Source organism: Pseudomonas sp. ML2-2023-3 (assembly GCF_037055275.1).
Classification (GTDB): domain Bacteria; phylum Pseudomonadota; class Gammaproteobacteria; order Pseudomonadales; family Pseudomonadaceae; genus Aquipseudomonas.
In genome coordinates, this window is sequence record NZ_CP146343.1 from 860700 (window position 1) to 886770 (window position 26071).

Annotated in this window: 28 protein-coding genes and 1 pseudogene; 17 read left to right on the forward strand and 12 right to left on the reverse strand. The window is 58.5% G+C overall.

Annotated features, from left to right (window positions below; translation table 11 throughout):
- Positions 1-17: 17 nt before the first annotated feature.
- The gene (locus tag V6P94_RS03945) at positions 18-770 is read right to left on the reverse strand and encodes a DUF2059 domain-containing protein (RefSeq protein WP_133075080.1); all 753 of its coding nucleotides are present in this window, start codon (positions 768-770) and stop codon (positions 18-20) included.
- Positions 771-922: 152 nt separating this feature from the next.
- Between V6P94_RS03945 and V6P94_RS03950 the strand changes: the two genes are divergently transcribed.
- The 3 genes from V6P94_RS03950 to V6P94_RS03960 all read left to right on the forward strand — a co-directional run bounded on the left by V6P94_RS03950 (position 923) and on the right by V6P94_RS03960 (position 2850).
- The gene (locus V6P94_RS03950; protein ID WP_133075081.1) at positions 923-1558 is read left to right on the forward strand and encodes a 2OG-Fe(II) oxygenase; all 636 of its coding nucleotides are present in this window, start codon (positions 923-925) and stop codon (positions 1556-1558) included.
- Entirely contained in the window at positions 1555-2046 is a 492-nt protein-coding gene (locus tag V6P94_RS03955) for a DUF523 domain-containing protein (RefSeq protein WP_133075082.1), read from the forward strand. Before V6P94_RS03950 ends, V6P94_RS03955 begins: the two co-directional genes overlap by 4 nt.
- A gap of 90 nt (positions 2047-2136) precedes the next feature.
- Positions 2137-2850 (forward strand): carbonic anhydrase, encoded by a 714-nt coding sequence (locus V6P94_RS03960; protein WP_133075083.1) that lies wholly within the window; start codon positions 2137-2139, stop codon positions 2848-2850.
- Between the two features lie 161 nt (positions 2851-3011).
- On the opposite strand, the gene V6P94_RS03965 is transcribed toward V6P94_RS03960, so the two are convergent.
- Positions 3012-3647: a hypothetical protein gene (locus tag V6P94_RS03965; protein ID WP_133075084.1), complete on the reverse strand. Its 636-nt coding sequence runs from the start codon at positions 3645-3647 to the stop codon at positions 3012-3014.
- 347 nt (positions 3648-3994) lie between these two features.
- Here V6P94_RS03965 and coxB point away from each other — a divergent pair, with 347 nt between their 5' ends.
- From coxB to V6P94_RS04010, 9 genes are all read left to right on the forward strand, one after another.
- Complete coding sequence (gene coxB / locus V6P94_RS03970) at positions 3995-5119, forward strand: cytochrome c oxidase subunit II (protein ID WP_133075085.1); 1125 nt, start codon at positions 3995-3997, stop codon at positions 5117-5119.
- Positions 5120-5201: 82 nt separating this feature from the next.
- Positions 5202-6791 (forward strand): cytochrome c oxidase subunit I, encoded by a 1590-nt coding sequence (gene ctaD / locus V6P94_RS03975; protein ID WP_133075086.1) that lies wholly within the window; start codon positions 5202-5204, stop codon positions 6789-6791.
- Between the two features lie 21 nt (positions 6792-6812).
- Positions 6813-7385, forward strand: a complete 573-nt coding sequence (locus tag V6P94_RS03980) for a cytochrome c oxidase assembly protein (protein ID WP_133075087.1) — start codon at positions 6813-6815, stop codon at positions 7383-7385.
- A 12-nt stretch (positions 7386-7397) separates the two neighbouring features.
- Positions 7398-8285 carry a cytochrome c oxidase subunit 3 gene (locus V6P94_RS03985; RefSeq protein ID WP_133075088.1) on the forward strand — a complete coding sequence of 296 codons (888 nt, stop codon included), beginning with the start codon at positions 7398-7400 and terminating at the stop codon, positions 8283-8285.
- A complete protein-coding gene (locus V6P94_RS03990; protein ID WP_133075089.1) occupies positions 8282-9019 on the forward strand; it encodes an SURF1 family protein in 738 nt (245 codons plus the stop codon). Before V6P94_RS03985 ends, V6P94_RS03990 begins: the two co-directional genes overlap by 4 nt.
- Positions 8994-9587 (forward strand): hypothetical protein, encoded by a 594-nt coding sequence (locus V6P94_RS03995; RefSeq protein WP_133075090.1) that lies wholly within the window; start codon positions 8994-8996, stop codon positions 9585-9587. Before V6P94_RS03990 ends, V6P94_RS03995 begins: the two co-directional genes overlap by 26 nt.
- Before the next feature lie 10 nt (positions 9588-9597).
- Positions 9598-10647 (forward strand): heme A synthase, encoded by a 1050-nt coding sequence (locus V6P94_RS04000; protein WP_133075091.1) that lies wholly within the window; start codon positions 9598-9600, stop codon positions 10645-10647.
- Positions 10635-11534 (forward strand): heme o synthase, encoded by a 900-nt coding sequence (cyoE, locus tag V6P94_RS04005; protein ID WP_133075092.1) that lies wholly within the window; start codon positions 10635-10637, stop codon positions 11532-11534. Before V6P94_RS04000 ends, cyoE begins: the two co-directional genes overlap by 13 nt.
- Positions 11531-12166: an SCO family protein gene (locus V6P94_RS04010; RefSeq protein WP_338649034.1), complete on the forward strand. Its 636-nt coding sequence runs from the start codon at positions 11531-11533 to the stop codon at positions 12164-12166. Before cyoE ends, V6P94_RS04010 begins: the two co-directional genes overlap by 4 nt.
- A 114-nt stretch (positions 12167-12280) precedes the next feature.
- On the opposite strand, the gene V6P94_RS04015 is transcribed toward V6P94_RS04010, so the two are convergent.
- The 7 genes from V6P94_RS04015 to V6P94_RS04045 form a co-directional block, all read right to left on the reverse strand.
- A complete protein-coding gene (locus V6P94_RS04015; RefSeq protein WP_046809345.1) occupies positions 12281-13051 on the reverse strand; it encodes a MetQ/NlpA family ABC transporter substrate-binding protein in 771 nt (256 codons plus the stop codon).
- Between the two features lie 81 nt (positions 13052-13132).
- Positions 13133-13807, reverse strand: coding sequence for a methionine ABC transporter permease (locus tag V6P94_RS04020; RefSeq protein ID WP_133075094.1), 675 nt, complete (start codon positions 13805-13807; stop codon positions 13133-13135).
- Complete coding sequence (locus tag V6P94_RS04025) at positions 13807-14814, reverse strand: methionine ABC transporter ATP-binding protein (RefSeq protein WP_133075341.1); 1008 nt, start codon at positions 14812-14814, stop codon at positions 13807-13809. Before V6P94_RS04025 ends, V6P94_RS04020 begins: the two co-directional genes overlap by 1 nt.
- A 213-nt stretch (positions 14815-15027) precedes the next feature.
- The gene (locus V6P94_RS04030; protein WP_133075095.1) at positions 15028-15744 is read right to left on the reverse strand and encodes a PA5502 family lipoprotein; all 717 of its coding nucleotides are present in this window, start codon (positions 15742-15744) and stop codon (positions 15028-15030) included.
- Between the two features lie 37 nt (positions 15745-15781).
- A complete protein-coding gene (gene znuB / locus V6P94_RS04035) occupies positions 15782-16570 on the reverse strand; it encodes a zinc ABC transporter permease subunit ZnuB (protein ID WP_133075096.1) in 789 nt (262 codons plus the stop codon).
- Positions 16563-17351 carry a zinc ABC transporter ATP-binding protein ZnuC gene (znuC, locus tag V6P94_RS04040; protein WP_133075097.1) on the reverse strand — a complete coding sequence of 263 codons (789 nt, stop codon included), beginning with the start codon at positions 17349-17351 and terminating at the stop codon, positions 16563-16565. Before znuC ends, znuB begins: the two co-directional genes overlap by 8 nt.
- Positions 17351-17833 carry a Fur family transcriptional regulator gene (locus tag V6P94_RS04045; protein WP_133075098.1) on the reverse strand — a complete coding sequence of 161 codons (483 nt, stop codon included), beginning with the start codon at positions 17831-17833 and terminating at the stop codon, positions 17351-17353. The genes znuC and V6P94_RS04045 overlap by 1 nt, the downstream gene beginning before the upstream one ends.
- 66 nt (positions 17834-17899) lie before the next feature.
- Between V6P94_RS04045 and V6P94_RS04050 the strand changes: the two genes are divergently transcribed.
- Positions 17900-18820, forward strand: coding sequence for a zinc ABC transporter substrate-binding protein (locus V6P94_RS04050; RefSeq protein ID WP_133075099.1), 921 nt, complete (start codon positions 17900-17902; stop codon positions 18818-18820).
- Between the two features lie 159 nt (positions 18821-18979).
- Here V6P94_RS04050 and V6P94_RS04055 read toward each other — a convergent pair whose 3' ends face one another.
- A complete protein-coding gene (locus tag V6P94_RS04055; protein ID WP_326398709.1) occupies positions 18980-19930 on the reverse strand; it encodes a homoserine kinase in 951 nt (316 codons plus the stop codon).
- Positions 19931-19986: 56 nt separating this feature from the next.
- Positions 19987-20277: a DUF2782 domain-containing protein gene (locus V6P94_RS04060; protein ID WP_019828138.1), complete on the reverse strand. Its 291-nt coding sequence runs from the start codon at positions 20275-20277 to the stop codon at positions 19987-19989.
- A 74-nt stretch (positions 20278-20351) separates the two neighbouring features.
- Here V6P94_RS04060 and polA point away from each other — a divergent pair, with 74 nt between their 5' ends.
- A complete protein-coding gene (gene polA / locus V6P94_RS04065) occupies positions 20352-23117 on the forward strand; it encodes a DNA polymerase I (protein ID WP_133075101.1) in 2766 nt (921 codons plus the stop codon).
- Positions 23118-23462: 345 nt separating this feature from the next.
- Here the strand turns inward: polA and yihA are convergent, their stop codons facing one another.
- Positions 23463-24113 carry a ribosome biogenesis GTP-binding protein YihA/YsxC gene (gene yihA / locus V6P94_RS04070; protein ID WP_019828135.1) on the reverse strand — a complete coding sequence of 217 codons (651 nt, stop codon included), beginning with the start codon at positions 24111-24113 and terminating at the stop codon, positions 23463-23465.
- 190 nt (positions 24114-24303) lie between these two features.
- On the opposite strand from yihA, the pseudogene V6P94_RS04075 reads away from it, so the two are divergent.
- The 3 genes and pseudogenes from V6P94_RS04075 to V6P94_RS04085 all read left to right on the forward strand — a co-directional run bounded on the left by V6P94_RS04075 (position 24304) and on the right by V6P94_RS04085 (position 26066).
- Positions 24304-24560, forward strand: a pseudogene (locus V6P94_RS04075) (c-type cytochrome).
- A 46-nt stretch (positions 24561-24606) separates the two neighbouring features.
- Positions 24607-25227, forward strand: a complete 621-nt coding sequence (locus tag V6P94_RS04080; RefSeq protein WP_133075102.1) for a cytochrome c — start codon at positions 24607-24609, stop codon at positions 25225-25227.
- A gap of 200 nt (positions 25228-25427) precedes the next feature.
- Entirely contained in the window at positions 25428-26066 is a 639-nt protein-coding gene (locus V6P94_RS04085; RefSeq protein WP_133075103.1) for a thiol:disulfide interchange protein DsbA/DsbL, read from the forward strand.
- Positions 26067-26071 lie beyond the last annotated feature (5 nt).

Here is a 26071-nt window from a genome sequence, read left to right on the forward strand (position 1 = left end):
GCCTGTAGGGCTTAAGCCTACTGGCTCAGGTTTGAGGTACTTTGCCCGACTGCCAACCCGGCGCGGATCGCGGCCAGAGCTGCCTGGTAATAGGTCTTGCCTTCAGGTGACTCAGCAAAGGTGACGAATTCTTCCAGCTCCGGGTCAGACAGGTCGCGATACACGTAGAGCAACGTGTTATCCAGCTCACCGGCGATCTGGTCCATCAACCGCTGGCGCTGGCCATTCAACATGCTTTGCGCCTGCCCGCCACCCAGCAGCCCCGGGATCATCGAGCTCAAGCTGTCGGCGGCAACGCCAGCAATGGCCAGGCTGACTTCAGCTCCGGCTTCACGGGCAGGCAGTGCGCGGGATAAATGATTGATCAGCAACTGACGAGTGGCGCTGGCTTCCATGCGCGGCAAGCCTTGTGCGTGCTTGGCCAGTTGATCGCGGCGTGTGGCCAGCAGTTCGGCGGCCACGATCTTGCGACCCAGCGGCGACTGAAAAAAGGCCAGGGCAGGATCAGGATCTGGCAGGTGTTTGCGCATCTGGTCCCTGGCCCGTTGGTCCATTGCATCAGGCGCAAAACGCTGGTTGCTGTTGTTGACCAGTGCCTGATAGACCGCAGGCGGCAAGTTGTTGCTGTAGCGCTGCTGAGCGGCGCTCAGGGCATCATTGAAATGCGCGCGTTGCTGCGGCCAGCCGGCGACCGTAAACAGATCATCAAGGTTATCTGCCCATGCGGGTAACGTACAAAACATCATTAACAGTAAAAACAAGCGGCGCATGAGGGGCTCCTGTCTGCAGGGCGCTATTGTCCGGGTGTGGCGTAGGACTTGTCGAGAATTCGTCTCGCTCTAATGGGCTTTAAATGCACAGGTGAAATTTTTCGACGTTGCCGGCCAGACGGAGCTGTCAGATTTTGAGGCGGCTCGATACTATGCGCGCCATGCCAATACCCTCTGATCACCCGCTGTTTCTACGCATCGTCGACGACCTGTACGCGCAGGGATGGTCACAGCAAACTATTTTCCTGCCCGAGGCTTTGACCCTCGAGCTGGCGGCTGAGTGCCATAAACGTTCTGCTGAAGGTGAACTCACTCCCGCAGCGGTTGGACGCGGCCTGACCCAGGAGGTTCGCGAGGGTATACGGGGTGACCATATCCAATGGTTGGAGCCGGGAGAGGCTTTGGCCTGTGACAGTTATCTGGAGTTAATGGAAAGCCTGCGAATCGCCATGAATCGCAGGCTTTTTTTGGGCCTGGAGGACTTTGAAAGTCACTTTGCGCTGTACCCGCCCGGTGCGTTCTACCTCAAGCATCTGGACCGCTTTCGCGACGATGACAGGCGCATGGTGTCGGCCGTGGTGTACCTCAATCAGAGCTGGCTGCCCGAGCACGGTGGGCATTTGCGCATGTACCTCGAAGGAAATGTCGACTATGACGTGTTGCCGACCGGTGGTTGTCTGGTGGTGTTCCTCTCGGGTGAGATCCCCCACGAAGTGATGCCAGCGACCCGTGACCGTTTGTCGTTGACCGGTTGGTTTCGTCGTCGTGCCACCGAGATAGTTCTATGAGCCACAAACTGTTGATCAGCCGCTGCCTGCTGGGCCATCCCGTGCGCTACGACGGCGGCGCCAGCGGCCCGTATGCGCAATTGGCCCGGTGGCAGGCTGAAGGTCGGGTCATTGCCTTGTGCCCGGAAGTGGCGGGTGGTTTGCCGACACCCCGTGCGCCGGCGGAAATCCCCGGCGGCCAAGGAGTTGAAGTGCTTGCGGGCAGAGCGCCGGTGATGACTGTCGAAGGCGAGGATGTGACCGCAGCCTTTTTATCCGGGGCCCGGCAGGCGCTGGCGCTGGTGACGCAGCACGGCATCCGCATCGCCATCCTCAAGGCCAACAGCCCGTCTTGCGGCAATGTGCAGACGTATGACGGCAGTTTTGGCGGCGTGAAGGTCGAAGGTCAGGGCGTGACGGCGGCGTTATTGATCGGTGCCGGGGTTCAGGTGTTCAGTGAACTGGAGCTGGAAGACGCGGCAAAAGCGCTGGCAGCCCTGGATTTGTAGTCCGTTGCTGAAAGTTGCTACGGGTTGTGTATTTTCAGCAGGATTTGAGTTCAGGTAACATTCGTCTCCACTTTGCCCAGGGATATACCGATGACTGACAAGCCTAAACCACAGCCCTCGGCCGCGGCTGAAAGTGCTGATACAGCACTGCACCATATCGTTGATGGCTTTCTGCACTTTCATCACGAAATCTTCCCTGAACAAGAAGCCTTTTTCAAAAAACTCGCCACGGCACAAAGCCCGCGTGCGATGTTTATTGCCTGTGCCGATTCGCGAATCGTGCCGGAGCTGATTACCCAGAGCGCGCCGGGTGATTTGTTCGTGACCCGTAACGTTGGCAACGTCGTACCGCCATACGGTCAGATGAACGGCGGTGTTTCGACGGCCATCGAGTACGCGGTGCTGGCACTGGGCGTGCAGCACATCATCATTTGCGGGCATTCCGATTGCGGCGCGATGCGTGCAGTGCTCAACCCCGCCAGCCTGAAAAAAATGCCGACGGTAAAAGCCTGGTTGCACCACGTTGAAGTGGCCAAGACCATGGTTCAGGACAATTGCAATTGCGCCAACGAAGCCGAAAGCATGCACGTACTGACCGAAGAGAACGTGATTGCCCAGTTGCAGCACTTGCGCACGCATCCGTCGGTGGCGTCACGAATGGCCAACGGGCATCTGTTTATTCATGGCTGGGTTTACGATATCGAAACCAGTCAGATCAAGGCCTACGACGCCGACAAGGGCGCCTTCCTGCCGCTGGATGGCACCACTGCGATCCCGAGCGCGACGCCTAAAGCACGGTTTTAAACGGCGCGACACTTGTAGCCGCTGACGAGGCACGAAGGCTGCGATCGGCGGCGTAGCCGTCGTAAAGACGAATTGCACAGTGTGTCAGGCAGAACTTGCACTCAGGCTCTGCGCCGCCGAACGCAGCCTCGCTACGCTCCTCAGCGGCTACAAGCTTGTGATTACAACGCCAACCCGACACCCAATTGCTTGGACAGGCAAGGCCAGCGCTTCCAGGCCGCGCCGGTCTCGGGGCTGGTCAGGCGCTCGCGGTAGGCTTCGACCGATTCCAGAGCGAAGCTTTCGTCATTGAGCATCAGGTCAACAGCGTGATGCACGGCGGCGTCCAGCTGGTTGGCAAAGTCTTCGCCAATCAATTGGTGGGCAATCAGGTTGGCCACCGTCATGTCCAGCGGGATCAGTGGCTGCTGGAAGTGCTTGATGTAGAGGTCGTTGACCTCTTCGACCAGACGGTGCGCCAGGTAAGCCTCATCCAGCAAACCCTCAAGGCCTTCGTGACCCGCGAGCAGTGGCAGTGGCTGGGCAAAAAACTGTTCGGCGATTTTCAGTATCGGCTTGATTTGCGATTCGATACCGGCCTCGCGAGCAACCTCATTGGCCGCATCGAGCAAGTCGGGCACCTGGTCGATGTAGGCGCTGACGAAACGTGTCATCACCAGATTGCGGTCGACTTCAGGCAGTTGAATGGCGGTGTGAAGGTGTGGCAATTGAGCGGCCAGATGCTTGGCGAGCAGGCCCGTTTCGGCCTCATGTTCTTGGGCACGCGAGATCTGCACGCGGATGGCGGCGGTGTTCATTGGAACTCCAGGGGGGGTGCTAGGCAGGGAAGTACTTTAAAAGTAGCCCTCCTCAAGTCAAGGAGAGGCTTTTTTTCAGGGGGAGTATTGTTATTCATTTTATGACCGGGCAGTGAGTGCCATTTGTCGATGGGGGGTTATTTCATTGTTTTTGCCCCTCCCATTGCGGGGTTGGACTCGGTGTCTATACTCGTTTTTGTAACCGTTTTTTGATGACGCCCGACTGCTTGAGCAGACGAGGCTCGGCGGTAAGAGTTCGCAGGTTTTGAAACCGCCCCCTTGTAGCGCTGCCCGTAACACAGATGCAGACCGGCGCAATAACAAGAAAAATAAAGGGGAGCACCGCGATGCGACATCCACATCTATGGATGGGTTTGCTGTTGTGGTCAGTGTTCGGCCAGGCTCACGCGGCCTGGACAGTGAACATGTCGCCTGGGGCGACCGAAGTCAGTCATGCGGTCTTCGACCTGCACATGATCATCTTCTGGATCTGCGTGGTGATCGGCATCATCGTCTTCGGTGCCATGTTCTGGTCAATGATCGTTCACCGTCGCTCCACCGGCCAGGTGGCGGCCAAGTTCCATGAGAGCACCACGGTCGAAATTCTCTGGACCGTAATCCCTCTGGTCATCCTGATCGCGATGGCCGTGCCTGCGACCAGGACCCTGATCAATATCTATGACAGCAGTGATTCGGATGTGGATATCCAGGTCACCGGCTATCAGTGGAAGTGGCATTACAAATACCTGGGCCAGGACGTCGAATTCTTCAGCAACCTGGCCACACCCGCCGATCAAATCCATAACCAGGCCCCCAAGGGCGAGCACTACTTGCTCGAAGTCGATGAGCCACTGGTGTTGCCCATTGGCGCCAAAGTGCGGTTTTTGGTGACCTCGGCCGACGTTATTCACTCCTGGTGGGTGCCTGCCTTTGCGGTCAAGCGTGATGCCATTCCGGGCTTTATCAACGAAGCCTGGACCCGCGTCGAGAAGCCCGGCATCTATCGAGGCCAATGCGCCGAGCTGTGCGGCAAGGATCACGGGTTTATGCCGATTGTGGTCGATGTCAAAACCCGTGCGGACTACGACGCCTGGCTGGCCGAGCGCAAGGCCCAGGCCGCGCAGCTCAAGGAGCTGACCAGCAAGGACTGGACCCTCGACGAGCTGGTGGCTCGTGGCGACAAGGTCTATCACACCGCCTGCGTAGCCTGTCACCAGGCCGAAGGTCAGGGTCTGCCGCCCATGTTCCCGGCGCTCAAGGGTTCACCGATTGCCACCGGCCCGGCCGCCGATCACCTGCACCGCGTGTTCTTCGGCAAGCCGGGCACGGCCATGGCCGCTTTCGGCAAGCAGTTGTCCGAAGTGGATATCGCCGCCGTCGTGACCTATGAACGCAACGCCTGGGGCAACAACAAGGGCGACATGGTGACGCCAAAAGACGTGCTGGCGCTCAAACAGGCGCAAGGCAAGTGAGCCGCTCAGTGACGTGCGCACGCAACGGTCGGGGGCAATGTGCCGCTGGCTTCTTGGTCCAGCTGTTTGCAGGAGTCAGGACATGAGTGCTGTTATCGATGACCACGGACATGCAGACGGCCAGGCCCATGGTCCGGCCAAAGGCCTGATGCGCTGGGTGTTGACCACCAACCACAAAGACATCGGTACCTTGTACCTGTGGTTCAGCTTCTGCATGTTCCTGCTCGGCGGCTCGTTTGCGATGGTCATTCGCGCCGAGCTGTTCCAGCCCGGCCTGCAGATTGTGGCTCCGGCCTTTTTCAACCAGATGACCACCATGCATGGACTGATCATGGTGTTCGGCGCGGTGATGCCCGCGTTTGTCGGCCTGGCCAACTGGATGATTCCGTTGATGATCGGCGCACCCGACATGGCCTTGCCGAGGATGAACAACTTCAGCTTCTGGCTGCTCCCCGCAGCGTTCCTGCTGCTGGTATCGACCTTGTTTACCGCCGGTGGCGGGCCTAATTTCGGCTGGACGTTCTATGCGCCACTGTCCACAACGTACGCACCCGAAAGCGTGACTTACTTTATTTTTGCCATCCATTTGATGGGTATCAGTTCAATCATGGGCGCGATTAACGTGATCGCCACCATCCTGAATTTGCGTGCCCCCGGCATGACCTTGATGAAAATGCCGCTGTTTGTCTGGACCTGGCTGATCACGGCCTTCTTGCTGATCGCGGTCATGCCGGTGCTGGCGGGCGTGGTGACCATGATGTTGATGGACATCCACTTTGGCACCAGCTTTTTCAGCGCGGCCGGTGGCGGAGACCCGGTGTTGTTCCAGCACGTGTTCTGGTTCTTCGGGCACCCCGAGGTGTACATCATGATCCTGCCGGCCTTCGGTGCCGTCAGCTCGATCATCCCGACCTTCTCGCGCAAGCCGCTGTTCGGCTATACCTCGATGGTCTACGCCACGGCCAGCATCGCATTCCTGTCGTTTATCGTGTGGGCGCACCACATGTTTGTGGTCGGCATTCCGTTGGTGGGCGAGCTGTTCTTCATGTACGCCACGTTGCTGATCGCGGTGCCGACCGGGGTCAAGGTGTTCAACTGGGCCAGCACCATGTGGCAAGGCTCGCTGACCTTTGAAACACCGATGCTGTTCGCCGTGGCCTTTGTGATCCTGTTCACCATTGGCGGGTTTTCCGGGTTGATGCTGGCCATTGCGCCAGCGGACTTCCAGTACCACGACACCTATTTCGTGGTGGCGCATTTCCACTATGTGCTGGTACCGGGAGCAATCTTCGGGATCTTCGCGTCGACCTACTACTGGTTGCCGAAATGGACCGGTCACATGTACGACGAAACCTTGGGCAAGCTGCATTTCTGGCTGTCGTTTGTGGGCATGAACCTGACCTTCTTCCCGATGCACTTTGTGGGGCTGGCGGGCATGCCGCGGCGGATTCCGGACTACAACCTGCAATTTGCCGACTTCAACATGGTGTCGTCGATTGGCGGATTCATGTTTGGCGTTACGCAGTTTCTGTTCCTGTTTATCGTCATCAAATGCATTCGCGGCGGCCCGAAAGCACCGGCCAAACCGTGGGACGGTGCCGAGGGTCTGGAGTGGAGCGTGCCTTCACCTGCGCCTTACCACACCTTTACGACGCCTCCGGAGATCAAGTGAACATCCCTGCAGGAGACGGTCATGACTGAGTCCTCTTCCATCAAGCGCCTGGTCCTGCGCCTGTCACTGATGGTGGTGGTGATGTTCGCCTTCGGCTTTGCGCTGGTACCTATTTACGACGTGATGTGCAGGGCCTTCGGTATCAACGGCAAGACTGCCGGGCAGTACGAAGGTGAGCAGGTGGTGGACCCGAGTCGTCAGGTACGGGTGCAGTTTCTGTCCACCAATGCCATCGACATGGTGTGGGACTTTTATCCCAAGGGCGATCAGTTGGTGGTCAACCCCGGCTCGGTCAACGAGATGGTCTTTGTGGCCTACAACCCCACCGACCACCCCATGTCGGCGCAGGCGGTGCCGAGTATTTCTCCCGCCGAAGCGGCTCAGTACTTTCACAAAACCGAGTGTTTTTGCTTTACCCAGCAGGTGCTGCAACCGGGTGAACGGATCGAGATGCCGATGCGCTTTATCGTCGATCGGGCCATGCCCAAGGATGTGAAACACCTGACGCTGGCCTACACGCTGTTCGATATCACCGCTCGCCATCCGCCCGTCGCCGCTATCGCTGGCAAGGACGCTGACCAGCCTTCCCGATAAGGAGAAAGCCCCATGGCAACTCATGATCAGTACTACGTCCCGGCGCAAAGCAAGTGGCCGATCATTGCCACGATCGGCTTGCTGGTCACGGTGTATGGCCTGGGGACCTGGTTCAACGATCTGAAGGCGGCGCGGCCTGAATCCCATGGCCCGCTGATCTTCTTTGTCGGCGCCCTGATAGTGGCCTACATGATGTTTGGCTGGTTCGGCGCGGTTATCAAGGAGAGCCGCGCCGGGCTCTACAGCTCGCAACTGGACCGTTCGTTCCGTTGGGGCATGACCTGGTTTATTTTTTCCGAGGTGATGTTCTTTCTCGCGTTTTTTGGCGCGCTGTTTTATGTACGCCACTTTGCGGGCCCCTGGCTGGGTGGCGAAGGCAGCAAGGGAGTGGCGCACATGTTGTGGCCTGACTTTCAATTTGCCTGGCCGCTGCTGCACACCCCCGACCCGGCCCTCTACCCGCCGCCCAAAGGCACCATCAGCCCTTGGGGCTTGCCACTGCTCAACACAGTGCTGCTGGTCAGTTCCAGCATCACGCTCACCATTGCCCACTACGCACTGAACAAAGGTCATCGCGGGGCACTCAAGTTCTGGTTGGCCGTCACGGTGCTGCTGGGCGCCGGTTTTCTGGGGTTCCAGGCCGAAGAGTATGTCCACGCGTACAAAGAGCTGGGGCTAACCCTGGGCTCCGGGATCTACGGTGCGACTTTCTTCATGCTCACCGGTTTTCACGGCGCCCACGTGACCATTGGTGCACTGATTCTGCTGATCATGCTGATTCGTATCGTTCGAGGGCATTTCACTGCCGAGCACCAGTTCGGCTTCCAGGCCGCAACGTGGTACTGGCACTTTGTGGACGTGGTCTGGCTCGGCCTGTTCTTGTTTGTCTACGTGCTATGACGCGCTTTCGTCCCGGTGTTGCACCCACCCTGGTGGTGCTGGCACTGCTGCCTGTGCTGGTGTTTCTGGGGTTCTGGCAGCTTGGCCGCGGTGAGCAGAAACGCGTGTTGCTCGACAGCTACGCCGAGCGCCAGGTGGCCGCGCCGGTAACGGTCGGGCAATTGCTGACCCTGGACGGCCCTGCCTTTCGCCGTGTGCAGTTGCGCGGGCATCTGGATGGGCAACACAGCCTGTTGCTGGACAACCGCGTACGGGACGGCAAGGTCGGCGTCGAGCTGCTGCAACCTTTTCAGGATCAGGCCAGCGGCCAGTGGCTGCTGCTCAATCGTGGCTGGTTGCCGTGGCCGAGCCGCCAGACACCGCCCGTGTTCGCCACCCCCGATCAGATACTGGACGTTCAGGCCTGGGTCTATGAGTCTCCGGGCACGCCCTTTCAGTTACACGCCGATCCGTCGGACGCGCCCTGGCCACGACTGGTAACGGCCGTGATGCCTGACAAATTGTGGGCCGAGCTGGGCCGCGAAGGTTTTGCCGATGAGGTGCGTATCGCCCCCGGCCCCGCAGCGTATCAGGCCGACTGGCCGCTGATCTCCACGGGCATGGGCCCGGAGAAACACACCGCTTATGCCGTGCAGTGGTTCGCGATGGCGCTGGCCTTGCTCGGTCTTTATCTGTACCTCGGTTGGCACACTGCTCAGGAGAAACGCCATGGGAACGGCCATCAATCAGCCTGATACCGCACGCGTCCCGTCCACGGCTACACGTCGGCGCGGACGGTTGCAGCTGATCCTTATTTTGCTGCTTACCGTTGGCCCCATGGTGTTGGCCACGGGCATGTACAAACTCAAATTCTGGGTGCCCGACAGCCGCAGCTATCACGGTGAGCTGATTGGCGACGGGCAAAGCCGGGCCGCCCTTGGGGTGGCGGCCGATGAGCAACGCTGGCAATTGCTGGTGACCGCGCCACAAGCCTGCGAGGCGGATTGCCAGCAACTGGTGTATCTGGCCCGCCAACTGCAAATCGGCCTGGGCCGCGATGCGTCCCGTGCAACCCACGGGCTGGCGGTCGCACAGCCGGTGGACGCGGCCTACGCCGCCAAGCTGCAACTCGAGTATCCGCAGTTACAGCGCTACACCCTGGACGTGCCGACTTATACACAGGGCGCCGAGGGCAACGGTGCCGCGCAACTGTGGATCATCGACCCCCACGGCAATCTGGTGCTGCGCTACGGCCCCGGGGTTATCGGCAAGGACGTGCTCAACGACCTGCGCCTGCTGCTCAAGCTGTCCAATATCGGATAGGGGCTCTGTCATGGCCAAAGCTGGATTTCGCCTCGCGTTGTTTGCCACCTTGCTGGCGCTGGTGGTGGTGCTGCTCGGCGCCTACACCCGCCTGACCCACGCCGGGCTCGGCTGCCCGGACTGGCCCGGCTGCTATGGCTTTATCAGCGTGCCCAAGACCGAGGCGCAACTGGCCCATGCCGAACTGCATTTTCCCGATACTCCGGTGGAGGCTGACAAGGGCTGGAGCGAGATGACCCATCGTTATTTCGCCGGCACGCTGGGCTTATTGATCGTGCTGTTGGCGGCACGGGCCTGGCGGCAACGGCATGTGCCGGATCAACCGCTCAAGCTGCCGCTGTTCATTTTGCTGGTGGTGATTGCCCAAGCGGCTTTTGGCATGTGGACGGTGACGCTCAAATTGTGGCCGCAGGTGGTCACGGGCCATTTGCTGGGCGGTTTTGCGACCTTGAGCCTGCTGTTTTTGCTGACCCTGCGCCTGTCCGGCGTCTTGCCCGCGCTGGCTGTGCCCCGTCGCTTGCAGCGCTGGGCCACGGCCGGGTTGGTGCTGGCGATCATGCAAATCGCGCTGGGGGGGTGGGTCAGTTCCAACTATGCCGCCGTGGCCTGTGTCGACGTGCCGACCTGTCACGGCCAGTGGTGGCCCGAAGCTGACTTTGCCAATGGCTTTCACCTGACTCAGCACATCGGTCCCAACTACCTTGGCGGGCAACTGGACAGTGAGGCCCGTACGGCGATCCACCTCACCCATCGTCTGGGCGCGCTGTTGCTGACCCTGGTGTTGCTGGGCCTGGCCTGGCAGTTGCGCAGGGTCGGCATGACCCGCCTGGCGGGGTTGCTGCTGGTGGCGCTGGCGGTGCAAATCAGTCTGGGGCTCAGCAATGTACTGTTTGGCTTGCCGCTGGCGGTGGCGGTGGCACACAACGCCGGTGGCGCGGCGTTACTGATGACGCTGGTACTGGTCAACTACCACGCGCGTACGGCCCTGGTCAGGGTCCGGGCCCCGCGCTTTGCCCGCTGGACCTACAGCCTGAAAGGAGAACAGCCGTGGCGACCTTGATTGGCGAACGGGCGCAGCAAGCGTTGTGGCGCGATTATCTGGAACTGACCAAACCCAAAGTGCTGGTACTGATGTTGATTACCTCGCTGGTGGGCATGTTCTTGGCGACCCGTGCCGGAGTGCCCTGGACAGTACTGATCTTCGGAAATCTGGGGATTGGACTGTGTGCAGGCGGGGCTGCGGCGGTCAATCATGTGGTGGACCGGCGCATTGACGCCGTCATGGCCCGCACCCATAAACGCCCGCTGGCGCAGGGGCGTGTGTCACCGCTTGGCGCGCTGTCATTCGCCCTGTTGCTGGCCTTGGCGGGCATGGGGCTGCTGCTGACGTTTACCAATCCCCTCACCGCCTGGCTGACGCTGGCGTCTTTGCTGGGTTACGCGGTGATTTACACCGGTTTTTTGAAGCGGGCCACGCCGCAGAATATTGTGATCGGCGGGCTGGCCGGTGCGGCGCCGCCATTGTTGGGGTGGGTGGCAGTCACGGGGCACGTCACCGCCGAGCCGCTGCTGCTGGTGCTGATTATCTTCGCCTGGACCCCGCCGCATTTTTGGGCGCTGGCCATTCATCGCAAGGAGGAATACGCCAAGGCTGATATCCCGATGTTGCCGGTGACCCATGGCGAGCACTACACCAAGGTGCATATCGTGCTGTACACCTTCGTGCTGCTGGCAGTCAGCCTGCTGCCGTTTGTGATTCACATGAGCGGCTTGCTCTATCTGGCGTGTGCGCTAGGGTTGGGCGCACGCTTTCTGCATTGGGCGTGGGTGTTGTACCGTGGCACCCAGCCGCACGCGGCGATCAACACGTTCAAGTACTCTATCTATTACCTGTTCTTGCTGTTTATCGCGCTGCTTGTCGATCACTACCTAGTGTTGAACCTATGACTAAAACTCAAAAAACCGTCTATATCCTCGTTGCGCTGGTGGCGTTGGTCATGGGCCTGACGTTTAACAAAATGATGTCGGGTAAAAGTCAGGGCGACAACACGTCTCTGATTGATGCGGGGATCATTTTGCTGCCGCAAAGCCGTCAGTTGCCGCAGGTGACAATGACCAACCAGGACGGCCAGCCGGTGGTGATGAACGAGCTGAAAGGCAAGTGGAGCCTGCTGTTTTTTGGCTACACCTTCTGCCCGGACATTTGCCCGACCACCCTCGCCCAGTTGCGTCAGATCAAAAGCGAGCTGCCTAAAGAGGTGCAGGACAAACTGCAAATCGTGCTGGTCAGCGTCGACCCCAATCGCGATACGCCGCAACAGCTCAAGCAGTACCTGGGCTACTTTGACCCGCAGTTTGTGGGCCTGACGTCGGGCTCCATCGATGAACTGCAAACACTGGCCAACGCGGTGAGCATTCCATTTATTCCGGCGGATACCAGCAAGCCGAACTACACGGTGGATCACAGTGGAAATCTGGCGCTGATCGGGCCGGACGGCACTCAGCGAGGTTTTATCCGCGCACCGTTCAACAACCAGAAGATGGTTGCCCAGTTGCCGGGGTTGGTTGAGCGCAAGTAAAGGAAAGAAGCCTGTAGTCGCTGCCGCAGGCTGCGAAGGGGGGGCGAAGCCCCCCGTTTTCTCGAAGGCTTGGAAACTCCCTCCGCAGTTTGCGGCAGCGACTACTGGTAATGCTTAGAACGCCGGAACGATGGCGCCTTTGTATTTTTCCAGAATGAAGGCTTTCACTTCCGGGGTATGCAGGGCTGCAACCAGCTTTTGCATGTCAGCCGAATCTTTATCGTCCGGGCGAGCTACCAGAATGTTCACGTAAGGCGAGTCGCTACCTTCGATGACCAGTGCGTCTTTTTCCGGGTTCAGCTTGGCTTCCAGCGCGTAGTTGGTGTTGATCAGCGCCAGATCAACCTGGGTCAGCACGCGCGGAATGGTGGCGGCTTCCAGTTCGCGGAACTTCAGGTTTTTAGGGTTCGCGGTGATGTCCTTGACCGTGGACAGGATGTTGGTCGAGTCCTTGAGCTTGATCAGGCCAGCCTTGTCCAGCAGCAGCAGCGCACGGCCGCCATTGGTGGCGTCGTTGGGGATGACAACGGTGCTGCCATCCTTGAGTTCATCAAGTTTTTTGTACTTGCTCGAGTAAGCACCCAGCGGTTCAAGGTGAACGGCTGCAACGCTGACCAGGTGGGTGCCCTTGGCCTTGTTGAACTCATCCAGGTACGGCTGGTGCTGGAAGAAGTTGGCGTCCAGGCGTTTTTCGGCCACTTGTACGTTTGGCTGGATGTAGTCGGTGAAGACCTTGACCTTGAGGTTGACGCCCTCTTTGGCCAATGCAGGTTTCACGAACTCCAGGATCTCGGCGTGCGGCACCGGGGAAGCGGCTACCGACAGGTCGCCCGCGTGGGCCGAAAACGCCGCAACAGCGGCCACAGCAGCAAATAACTTCTTCATTCAGCAACTCCTTGTGAATACCTGGGTTCAGGTATCTGCCAGCCGTGGGCTGGCGGTTACGTTTATTGACGCGGGTCGCGTTTACTTGCGTGAAAAGTGAACCACCAGCCTGTCGCCAACGGTTTGCAGAATTTGCACCAAAATCAGCAACAGCACCACTGTGACGATCATCACGTCAGGCTGGAAGCGCTGATAACCGAACCGGATGGCCAAATCCCCCAGACCGCCAGCGCCAACCACGCCCGCCATTGCGGTGTAGCCCACCAGCGTAATTGCCGTCACCGTGATCGCGGCAAAAATGCCGGGGCGCGCTTCGGGCAACAAGGCATTGGTAATGATCTGGCGCGTATTGGCGCCCATAGCCTGAGTGGCTTCGATGATGCCGCGATCCACTTCCCGAAAGGCTGTTTCTATCAAGCGGGCAAAGAACGGTGTGGCGCCCACCACCAATGGTGGAATGGCGCCGGCAACACCCAGTGAGGTTCCTGTGATCACCACGGTGAGCGGGATCATGACGACCAGCAAAATGATGAACGGCAGCGAGCGCAGGATGTTCACCACAAAAGACAGCGCGCCATACAGGGCTTTCTGTTCAAGAAGCTGGCGCGGGCTGCACAGGAACAGCAGGATGCCCAGTGGCAGGCCGAGCAATACCGTGAACAGCAGCGAACCGCCGAGCATGATCATGGTGTCGCCGGTGGCTAGCCATATTTCGTACCAATCAATGTTGGAGAAGAAGCCCAGGAAGGATTCCATTAGCGCAGCACCTCCATATGAACGTCAGCAGCAACGAAGCTGGCGAACGCCGCTTCCATGTCGCCACCGGTGATGGCGAGGGTCAGTTGCCCATAAGGGGTGTCTTTGATGCGGTCAATGCGGCCGGCCAGGATGCTGTAGTCCACACCCGTTTCGCGGGCGATGGTGCCCAGCAGAGGCGCGTAAGTAGATTCGCCCTGGAAGGTCAGGCGGACGATGCGGCCAGGTACATGAGCGAAATCGTCGCGCTGCTCACTCTCGTCGATCTGCTCGTCTTCTTGCACAAAACGCTTGGTGGTCGGGTGCTTGGGGTGCAGGAACACCTCGGCCACCGGACCTTGCTCGACGATAACGCCAGCATCCATCACCGCCACTTCGTCACACACACGACGGATGACATCCATCTCATGGGTGATCAGCACGATGGTCAGCTTCAGCTCGCGGTTGATCTCGGCCAGCAGTTGCAACACAGAGGCGGTGGTTTGCGGGTCGAGGGCACTGGTGGCCTCGTCGCACAGCAATACTTTGGGTTTGGTGGCCAGGGCACGGGCAATGCCCACACGCTGTTTCTGGCCGCCCGACAGTTGCGCCGGGTACTTTTTGGCGTGATCAGACAGACCTACGCGTTCGAGCAATTCAGCGACGCGCTGATCAATAGCACTGCGGGACAATTCACCGGCAAGTGTCAGAGGCATTGCAACGTTGTCGGCCACAGTCTTGGAGGCCAGCAGGTTGAAGTGCTGGAAGATCATGCCCACTTGCTGACGGAAGCGGCGCAGGCCGTTGGCGTCCATTGCGGTCACGTCTTCGTTGTCGACGATGATCTTGCCGCCGCTCGGGGTTTCAAGGCGGTTGATCAGGCGCAGCAATGTACTTTTACCCGCACCGGAGTGGCCAATCAGGCCGAACACCTTGCCGCTCTCAACACGCAAACTGGTGGAGTGCAGCGCGGGAATGTCCTTACCGGCAACCCGGTAAGTTTTATGAACGTTATGAAACTCAATCACGTAGCGAACCTTGTGGGCGCGTAAATAGAAGTTCAGCGGTAAGCCGGGCACGCATCTTATCGTGCTCGCATATGCTTGACTTAGCATTTATTAATGGGCATTCCTTTGATTTTGGAATAAGAAATCAAAGGTCAGAAAATGCTAATCGCCGCGTGTGCCAGTGTTGCGCTAGGGCGCAATACTCTGGGTTGGCACAGGCGGCGACTTTTTGTATCAAGGCTTGCGCGGTGTCAGTACCAATTGCGCAGGCACATGGCGAATGATCTGACGCTCAAGGCTCAGGTCAAACCCGGGGTCGAGCTTTTTAACGCGCTTGCTGATCAGTGTGGCCAGCCACGGGTAGTCCGCCGTACGCGGAACCTGCAGGCTGACGGCACACTGGTAATTGACGATATCTTGCGCGATCAAATCCAGTTGATGGCGAAGTTTCGCACTATCGGTGATGTTCAGCGCTACGGTGGTGCTCAGGGCCGCCGGGTCGATCACCTTGGCCGGTGGACGGGCTTCAGCTGCCTTGAGGGCTGCCTCGGCTTTATCCAGCTCGGCCTTGCGTGCCTGGGCAATGGCGCTGTTGACGCCGCCCGTCAGCGCAGGTGCTTTGGGCATCAGGGCGCGGGCACGGCTCAGGGCTGTGGCTGCGGCGTTGACGTCACCTTTTTGCAGAACGATCTGGCTGCGCTGCAGGTAGGCTTCGGCCAGTTGGCGCTGGTACTGCACCCATTGCGGATCATCCGGCGTCTGGGCCTGCAAGGTGCTCAGTTGGTCTTCAGCGGTCGCGAGTTCGCTGCTGGCCAGGTTTTGCTCCAGCTGTGCGATGGCCGCAGCGCGAGCGTCAACGGCAGTAGTATCGGCCGACGGCGTGCTTTGGCAGGCGCCCAGCAGCAAGGAAAATGCGGCCAGGAGCAAGTAACGGAAGTTGAACAGCTTCATTCCTGCGGCTCTCTAAGTGCGCAAAAAACAAGCAAGTCTACACCCCTCGACGGGGCAGAACAAAACTCAGCAAAAACAGTGCAGCGGCACACACCACAATCGATGGCCCCGCTGGCGTGTCCTTGAACCATGACAAGGCCAGGCCACCACACACGGCCAGTATTCCCAGGGCACTGGCGCCCAGTGCCATTTGCTCCGGAGAGCGCGCATGGCGTTGGGCCGCTGCTGCCGGAATGATCAGCAGGGAGGTGATCAACAGCACGCCGACGATCTTCATCGCCACAGCGATCACCACGGCGATCAAAAGCATCAGGGTCAAGCGTAACGCGGCCACTGGCAAACCTTCCACCGTGGCCAGTTCTTCGTGAACAGTAATCGCCAGCAACGGCCGCCACAGCGCAACCAGAAGCGCCAGTACCGCAGCGCTGCCGCCCAGAATCCACATCAGGTCGGTAGGGCTGATGGCCAGTAGGTCGCCAAACAAATACGCCATCAGATCAATCCGAACTTCATGCATGAAGCTTAGTACGACCAGCCCGAGGGACAAGGTACTCGGGGCGAGAATTCCGAGCAACGTGTCGGATGCCAACGATTGGCGTTGCTGAAGCGTGACCAGCAGCACGGCCAGCAGCAGGCAGCCCACGGTCACGGCAATGGTGGGGCTGATGTCCAGCAAGAAACCCATCGCTACACCCAGCAGGGCCGCATGGGACAACGTGTCGCCGAAGTAGGCCATGCGCCGCCACACCACGAACGAACCCAGAGGTCCTGCAACTATTGCCAAAGCCAGACCTGCCAGCAGGGCGTAAAGCAGAAAATCAGCCATGCTTGCAGCCTTCTCCGTGAACGTGGGCGGATGCCGCCGTGGTGTTTTCGTTGACCACCGAACCATGCAAGTCATGGGCGTGGTCGTGATGGTGGTGATAAATCGCCAGGCTTTGTGCGTTTTTGCCAAACAGCTCGACAAAGGCCGGGTCGCCGCTCACCTGCTCAGGATGGCCTGAACAGCAGACGTGGCGATTAAGGCACACCACCTGATCGGTTGTGCTCATCACCAGATGCAAATCGTGGGAAACCATCAGCACGCCGCAACCGTGGCGGTCGCGCAGGCGGGTGATCAGGGCATACAGCTCCGATTGGCCAGCCACGTCCACGCCTTGAACCGGTTCGTCGAGCACCAGCAATTCGGGTTTGCGCAGCAGGGCACGGGCCAGCAGCACACGTTGCATTTCACCGCCTGAAACGCTTTGCACCGGGCTGTCGATCACCTTCTCGGCGCCGACTTCCTTCAGTGCCTCAAGGGCCTGGGCGCGATCTACGCCGGGCACCAGGCGCAAAAAGCGCAGCACCGACAGTGGCAGTGTCGGGTCAACGTGCAGCTTCTGGGGCATGTAGCCAACACGCAGTTTAGGCTTGCGCCAGACACTGCCGCTGGTGGGCTTGAGCAGGCCGAGTACGGCCTTGACCAACGTGGTTTTACCCGCGCCGTTGGGGCCGATCAGGGTCACGATCTGGCCCGGCTCAACGCTCAGCTCAATATTGTCGAGTACGTTTTGCCCGGAATACGTCACGGTGACGTGTTGCAGGCGAATCAGTGCAGTGCTCATCAGGCCTCCCGGCAACCCGAACACAAACCGACCACTTCGACGGTCTGGCCTTCGACAGTAAAGCCGACATCCCGTGCGCTGTTGATAATCGCGTCACTGATGGATTTTTGTTCAAGTTCGATGGCGGCGTGGCACGTGCGGCAAATCAGGAACTGGCCCTGATGCGGATGCTCGGGATGGCTACAGCCGACAAAGGCATTGAGCGACGAGATGCGGTGCACCAGGCCATTGTCGAGCAGGAAGTCCAGGGCGCGATAAACGGTCGGCGGCGCGGCGCGGCGACCGTCCTGCTCGCTGAGCACGGCCAGAATGTCGTAGGCGCCCAGCGGCTTGTGGCTCTGCCACACCAGTTCCAGCACCCGACGTCGCAAAGCGGTCAGGCGCAGGCCTTTTTGCGCACACAGAACATCGGCCTCAGTAAGCGCACTGTGGACACAATGAGAATGGTCATGGGGACGACTGGCAAGCGGTGTTATAGGCATGGGCGGCGACGATTTTTGAGAGAGACGTTATTATGTTACCTGTTTCAGCCACCATGAGTGCTCATCGTGCCCCGTCTTTTTTCCCTTTTTCTAGCTCTAAGTGCCAGTTTGCTTGTGATTAACCCGGCTCAGGCCGAGGTGAGCGTGCTGACCAGCATCAAGCCCTTGCAACTGATTGCCGCTGCCGTACAGGACGGCGTAGGGCACCCGGAGGTACTTTTGCCTCCCAATGCTTCGCCGCATAACTATGCGTTGCGACCATCCGACGTACGGCGTGTGCAGTCGGCGGATCTCTTGTACTGGATCGGTCCGGACATGGAGGGTTTTTTGCCGCGGGTGATCAAGACTCGCACCTTGCCATCAGTGACGGTGCAAACCCTGCCGGGTTTGAAGCTGCGTCATTTCGCCGAAGATAGTCATTCCCACGAAGAAGATGCCGCCGAACATGATCACGATCATCGTCCTGGCACACTGGATGCGCATTTGTGGCTGGCGCCGGACAATGCACGGGTGATTGCTGCAAAAATGGCCGCTGACTTGAGCGAAAAAGACCCCGCCAATGCGGCCAGATACCAGGGCAACCTCAAGGCTTTCAATGAGCGTCTGGACGAATTGAATGCGCGCTTGAAAGCCCGCATGGCCGGAATTGCCGACAAGCCGTTCTTCGTCTTCCATGAAGGCTACGATTATTTCGAAAGCGCTTACGGTCTTAAGCACACGGGTACGTTCAGCGTGGCTTCGGAAGTGCAGCCGGGCGCTCAACACGTAGCGGCCATGCGCAAGCGTTTGCAGGAAGTGGGCAAGACGTGCGTGTTCAGCGACCCTCCTCTGCGTCCGCGTCTGGCTGACACCCTGACGGCCGGCTTGCCGGTCAAGTTGGCGGAGCTGGATGCATTGGGCGGCTATACCCCCGCGACGGCGCAGGGCTACGAGCAGTTGCTGGAAAAGCTGGGCAATGACCTGGCGGGGTGTCTGGAAAGCTTGTAAGCCGACTCTCACAGATTGTGTGGCGTTCACAAAAGTTGCAGCTTGCCAGAACCTATGTGGGAGCGGGCTTGCTCGCGATTGGATCGACGCGTCTGTTCAGATACACCGCGCCTTTTGAATCGCGAGCAAGCCCGCTCCCACAATTGATTTCAGTGTTTGTTACAACGCGAACGGCAGTTGTACGGTCACCGTCTGACGCAATGCCAGGCGTTTTTCAAATTCGCCCGGATCGTGAATCAGCACGTCCTGACCGGCAAAGGTCTGAGCGGCGATGAGGCGCGACAGCCAGAATCTCACGCACGCAACGCGCAACATGGTTGGCCACAACTCGGCTTCAGCAGCCGTGAACGGGCGCAGTGCCGCATAGGCGCCGAGCAGGGCGCGCGCGCGCGGGGCGTCGATCTGACCTTCTTCGTCAGCACACCAGTCATTCAGGGCGATCGCCACGTCGTACAGCATTGGACCTGAGCAGGCGTTGTAAAAGTCGATCAGCCCCGTCAGATGAGTGCCTTCAAACATCGCGTTGTCGCGAAACAGGTCGCCGTGCAGGTTGGCCCGGGGCAGTGCCAGGATCTGTGCCTTGCGCTCAGTGATTTCCTGTAGCGCCTTTTGCAGCAAATCTGCCGAGTCAGGCGACAAATCAGCCATCAGGGCGGGTCCTTCAGCCAGCATCCAGTCCAGGCCGCGGTCTGTCTTGCGCTCCAGTACCTTGTTGCGCGTGGCTGTGTGCAAGTGACCGAGCAATTCCCCGACCTGGGCGCAATGCTGGGCGTTGGCCTCACGAATATGCTTGCCCGCCAGGCGTGGTTGCAGCAATGCCGGTTTGCCCTTGAGTTCGCGCAGGGCCAGGCCGTCAACGGTGCGCAGGGCAAAAGGCACCGGAAGGTCGGCGTCATGCAGCACATCCAGCAGCTCGATAAAGAACGGCATTTCTTTGACCGGGCCGCGCTCAACCAGGGTCAGGACATATTCACCCTTCTCCAGGCTGATGAAGTAGTTGGTATTTTCGCTTCCCGCGGCAATTCCCTGGAAATCGAGCAGGCGGCCGAGTTCGTAAGGCGCAAGGAAGGTTTCCAACTCGCTGCGAGTCAGTGGGGTGAATACAGACATGATTTAAATTGCCAGTACGGGCGCCGTGCGAGGCGGCGCCAATTAAAGTTAAGACGCTACTTCCATTCGAAGATTTTCCACGAAGGAATCAGCATATCCGGCTGGTCGGAACGGATGTAATTGGCATCAGTACCATCAGCCCGCACCAGAAAGTACGGTTTGCCCCCTTTTGGGGTGACCTTGATGGCGTACAGGAAACCGTTTTGACGGTATTCCTGAATGGTTTTATCGCCTTCCGTGCGAATGGTTACATCTGGATCGGCGGTGACTGCTTCATCGGCTGCAAAGGTTACCAGCGGAGTGAATGCAAACAAACCGGTCAGCAACAGGCGATTGAGTGTACGCATGATAACCTTGTCCCTTTGTCGTCATTGGTCCGGACATTCTAGCGCCGGACTCGCCGAAAAGGTTGATCCTGCTCATGAGCCAAGCTCCCCTCGTCCTGGTGGACGGTTCTTCATATTTGTACCGCGCCTTTCACGCGCTTCCGCCGCTGACTACGTCCAAGGGTCTGCCGACAGGCGCCGTAAAGGGCGTGTTGAACATGCTCAAAAGCCTGCGCAAGCAGTATCCGGACAGCCCGTTCGCGGTGGTTTTCGATGCCAAGGGCGGGACATTTCGCGATGACATGTACGCCGAATACAAGGCCAATCGTCCGAGCATGCCCGATGACATGCGGGTGCAAATCGAGCCGTTGCACGCCAGTGTGATCGCGCTGGGCTTCCCTTTGCTGTGCGTTGAAGGCGTTGAAGCGGACGATGTCATCGGCACGCTGGCCCGCAGCAGCGCAGCAGCAGACCGACCAGTGGTTATCTCGACCGGTGACAAGGACATGGCCCAACTGGTTGATGGCCACATCACCCTGGTCAACACCATGACCGGCAGCGTGATGGACATCGAGGGCGTCAAAGAGAAATTTGGCGTCTCGCCCGAGCAAATCATCGATTACCTCGCACTGATGGGCGATTCGTCCGACAACATTCCAGGCGTTCCGGGGATTGGTCCAAAGACCGCGTCTGGCTTGCTGGTGGGTGTAGGCGGTGGCCTTTCTGATCTGTACGAAAAGCTCGATATCGTGCCGACCCTGCCCATTCGTGGCGCAAAAAACCTGCCCGCCAAACTCGAAGAACACCGGGAAATGGCATTTTTGTCGTATCAGCTGGCGACCATCAAGGTCGATGTGCCGCTGGATATCGGCCTGGAAGACTTGCACCTCAAGGCGCCGGACTGCGAAAAACTGATTGAGCTGTACACCGAGCTGGAATTCAAAAGCTGGATTGCCGATGTTGAGCGCGAGGCCAAGCGCGCCGGTCAGGTGATCGTGCAGGAAGAGCTGCCCGCCTCAACGGATGAACAGCACTACGAGACCATTCTCGATCAGGCCCGTTTTGACGTATGGCTGAAGAAGCTCAACGATGCGAAATTGATTGCCTTTGACACCGAAACCACCGGTCTGGACGCCCAGCAAGCACAGCTGGTGGGGCTCTCGTTTGCAGTCAAGCCGGGCGAAGCTGCCTATATTCCGTTGACCCACTCCTATATGGGTGTGCCGGAGCAACTGGATCGCGACACCGTCCTGCGTGCCCTCAAACCGTTGCTGGAAGACCCGAGTAAAGCCAAGGTCGGGCAACACGCCAAGTACGACATGAATATCCTGGCCAACTGCGCCATCGGTGGCGATCAGGCGTGCGGGATCATGGTGCAGGGCGTTGCCTTCGACACCATGCTTGAGTCCTATGTGCTGGACTCCACAGGCAGCCGTCACGACATGGACAGCCTGGCCCTCAAGTACCTGGGGCACACCACCACCAGTTTTCAGGACATAGCCGGCAAAGGCGTCAAGCAGCTGACCTTTGACCAGATTTCCCTGGAGCAGGCAGGGCCGTATGCTGCCGAAGATGCCGACGTGACCTTACGCCTGCACCATGTGCTGCACGAAAAACTGGCAGCGATTCCTGGCCTGAACAGCGTGCTGACAGACATCGAGATGCCGCTGGTGCCGGTGCTGGCGCGTATTGAACGCCAGGGCGCGCTGGTAGATGCCAACCTGCTGGGCATTCAAAGCGTTGAGCTGGGTGACAAGCTGGTTGCACTTGAGCGTGAGGCTTTTGCCATTGCCGGTGAGGAATTCAACCTGAGTTCACCTAAGCAACTGGGTGTGATTCTGTACGAAAAACTCGGTTTGCCGATTATCAGCAAAACAGCCAAAGGCCAGCCTTCGACTGCCGAAGCCGTGCTGGCTGAACTGGCCGAGCAGGATTTCCCGTTGCCCAAGGTGCTGATGCAGTACCGCTCGATGAGCAAACTGAAAAGCACCTACACCGATCGGCTACCTGAGCAGATCAATCCGCGTACGGGGCGCATTCATACGTCCTACCACCAGGCTGTTACGGCGACCGGGCGTTTGTCTTCAAGTGATCCAAACTTGCAGAACATTCCGATTCGTACCGCCGAAGGTCGTCGGATTCGTCAGGCGTTCGTTGCTCCAAAAGGCTACAAACTGCTGGCGGCGGACTACTCGCAAATCGAACTGCGGATCATGGCTCATCTGGCCAAGGACGAAGGTTTGCTGCATGCCTTCCGCAACAATCTGGATGTGCACAGCGCTACGGCGGCCGAAGTTTTTGGGGTTGAGCTGGGTGATGTCACCACTGATCAGCGTCGCAGCGCCAAGGCAATCAACTTTGGCCTGATCTATGGCATGAGTGCCTTTGGCCTTGCCAAGCAGATCGGTGTCGATCGCAAACAGTCACAGGCCTATATCGACCGCTATTTCGCGCGGTATCCGGGGGTGCTGGATTACATGGAGCGCACGCGGACTCAGGCCGCCGAGCAAGGCTATGTCGAGACCATTTTTGGCCGTCGCCTGTACTTGCCGGAAATCAACGCGAAAAACCCTGCGCTGCGCAAAGGCGCCGAGCGTACGGCCATCAACGCCCCTATGCAGGGCACCGCAGCCGATATCATCAAAAAAGCGATGGTGGCTGTGGACAACTGGTTGAGTGCGTCCGGCCTTGATGCCCGCGTCATCCTGCAGGTACACGATGAATTGGTGCTTGAAGTGCGTGAAGACCTAGTGGATCAGGTGCGCGACGAAGTACGTGTGCACATGAGCGAAGCGGCGAAGCTGGATGTGCCACTGGTGGTTGAGGTGGGCGTGGGCAATAACTGGGATGAGGCGCACTAAAACTGCCGAGCCTGGGTAGTCGCTGCCGAGGCACGCAGGCTGCGAGCCCTTGATCTTTGTTGATCTTTAAGGGCTCGCAGCCTGCGTGCCTCGGCAGCGACTGCACGTTTTTACGGCTTGGCGCCTGGTCTGCAAGCGGGCTTATTCCAAATCGTTTTTAGCCTCCGGGAACTAAATCTGCCAATCACCACTCAGATTTATTGAATGGGTGGTGAAGCCCTTCAATGCTCCTAATGTTGTGTTAAGTGTTGGCAGATATCTGGACCCCGCCCTAGCGGTCCAGTACTTGAACCCCGGACCTCCTTCCCCCCATGCGAAGTCCGGGGTTTTTTTTGCCCGGCTTTTTTACTCGCCAGCCTCGACCAGCTCTTCGCCTTTGTTCGGCAGTTCCATCCAGCGTGCAAGGACGGTGTACGCCTCTTCCAGGCCCATGCGCTTAGGGGTGGAGAATAGCTGGATAGTGACTGCGTCGCCCCACTGCTTGCGAATATCCGACTGAATTTTGAGCAGCGTATTTTTTGCAGCGCCGTACGTCAGTTTGTCGGCTTTGGTCAGCAAAATATGCATCGGCATGCCGCTCGACACGGTCCAATCGAGCATCAACAGGTCGAAATCGGTCATTGGATGACGGATATCCATCATCAAAATCACACCCTTGAGGCTTTCACGGCTGCCGAAATAGGCTTCAAGGTGACGCTGCCAGTGCAGCTTCAGCGGGATCGGTACCTTGGCGTAGCCGTAGCCGGGCAGGTCGACCAGGCGACGTTCTTCGTCCAGCTGGAAGAAGTTCAGCAACTGGGTGCGCCCTGGCGTTTTTGACGTACGCGCCAGGCTGGCGTGGGTCAAAGTGTTGAGTGCGCTGGACTTGCCGGCGTTTGAGCGGCCTGCAAACGCGACTTCGTAGCCTTCGTCATCGGGGCATTGATCGACTTTGGCAGCGCTGAGCATGAAGGTAGCCTGTTGGCACAGACCTAGAATGGGGTTCTTGAGTTGCATGGGATTTCCGATGTGAGCGGCGTCAGGAATGGACGCGGCGAGCGTGTCGTTTCCGTTTCAGTGACGCCAGTATATAATGCCGCAGATTTTGTGTGCGCTTTGTCCCAGCGTAGGATGAAGAACACGGGAGTGAAAAAACCAGGTTGCGCATTAGAACGCAGCAAGCTCCCAACCCTGAAAAGGTCGTTTTATGACGAAATGGCTGCTAGTTACCGGTGTCTTGAGGCCACGTTACAGCATTCAGGCTACACAGGATCCGGAAGCCGTGTACAACCGCGTTTGTATTGTCTGCCATGCTGGCCAGCAGTAAGGCCAAGGTTTGAGCAAGGTATGGAGGCGCTGGTGCAACACGTGACCCAGGGTTTCAAGGCGATGCCGCCGCGTGGTTTGTGCATGGACTGCAGTGTCGAGGATTACCGATCTGTCCTACAGTGGATAGGCGAGTGAGCCCGGCCCATAACTCTTTAACCCTTAGCCGTAGTTGGATTAGCTGATGAACAAATTACTCGTGAGTCTGCTGTTGACCTTGGGTGTCACCGGTATTGCCCAGGCTGCAGGCACCGCTGTTGTAGGCGATGCTGCTGCAGGTCAGGCAAAAACCGCTGTGTGTGGCGCTTGTCACGGTCCAGACGGCAATAGCATGGCCCCAAACTTCCCAAAACTGGCCGGGCAAGGTGATCGTTACCTGCTCAAGCAGTTGCATGAAATCAAGGACGGCAAGCGTCAGGTGCTGGAAATGACCGGCCTGCTGACAAACCTGAACGATCAGGACCTTGCCGATATCGCGGCGTACTACTCAAGCCAGAAAAACTCGGTTGGCGCTGCTGACCCGGCACTGGTTGCCCAGGGTGAAGCCCTGTTCCGCGGCGGCAACCTTGAGAAAGGCATGCCAGCATGCACCGGTTGCCACTCCCCGGATGGCCAGGGTAACGCGGCTGCAGGCTTCCCGCATCTGGGCGGTCAGCATGCAAGTTATATCGAGAAGCAACTGACAGACTTCCGTGAAGGCGATCGCACCAACGATGGTGACTCGATGATCATGCGCGGCATTGCGGCCAAGATGAGTAACAAGGACATCAAGGCGCTGGCCAGCTATATTCAGGGTCTGCACTAAGGCCGTTACGATCGGTGGAGACAGTCCTTGAAACGACTGGTCATCTTAACGATCGTTTAATCCTTGAATGTGAACCTCAAAGGGCAGCTTCGGCTGCCCTTTTTCATGGCGTCTACCGTTACACTATCGAACTCAAGTCAGCGCGGGCCTGTCTGAATACAGGTCACGTTGAAACGACCTTATCTGCCCAGGAGTAAAGCATGCGTAATCTGATTCTCAGCGCCGCTCTCGTCAGTGCCAGCCTTTTTGGCATGACCGCTCAAGCTGCCGAACCGCTTGAGGCGGGTAAACAATATGTAGAGCTGAGCAGCGCCGTTCCGGTTGCAGTGCCTGGCAAGATCGAAGTTGTCGAACTGTTCTGGTATGGCTGCCCGCATTGCTTTGCATTCGAGCCAACCATCAACCCTTGGGCTGAAAAGTTGCCGGCTGATGTGAACTTTGTACGTATCCCTGCCATGTTTGGCGGGATCTGGAATGTTCACGGTCAACTGTTCATCACCCTGGAAGCCATGGGTGTAGAAAACAAGGTTCACAAGGCTGTTTTCCAGGCGATCCATGACGGCAAAAAGCTGGCTACCCCGGAAGAAATGGCTGAGTTCCTGGCAGGCGAGGGCATCGATAAAGACAAGTTCCTGAGCACCTATAACTCGTTCGCCGTTAAGGGCAAGGTTGAGGATGCCAAGAAAAAGGCCCAGGCCTATCAGATCTCCGGTGTACCGACCATGGTCGTTAACGGCAAGTATCGCTTTGACCTGGGCACTGCCGGCGGTCCTGAGGGCGCATTGAGTGTTGCCGATCAGTTGATCGCCAAAGAGCGCGCGGCGAGCGCCAAGAACTAAGCGGC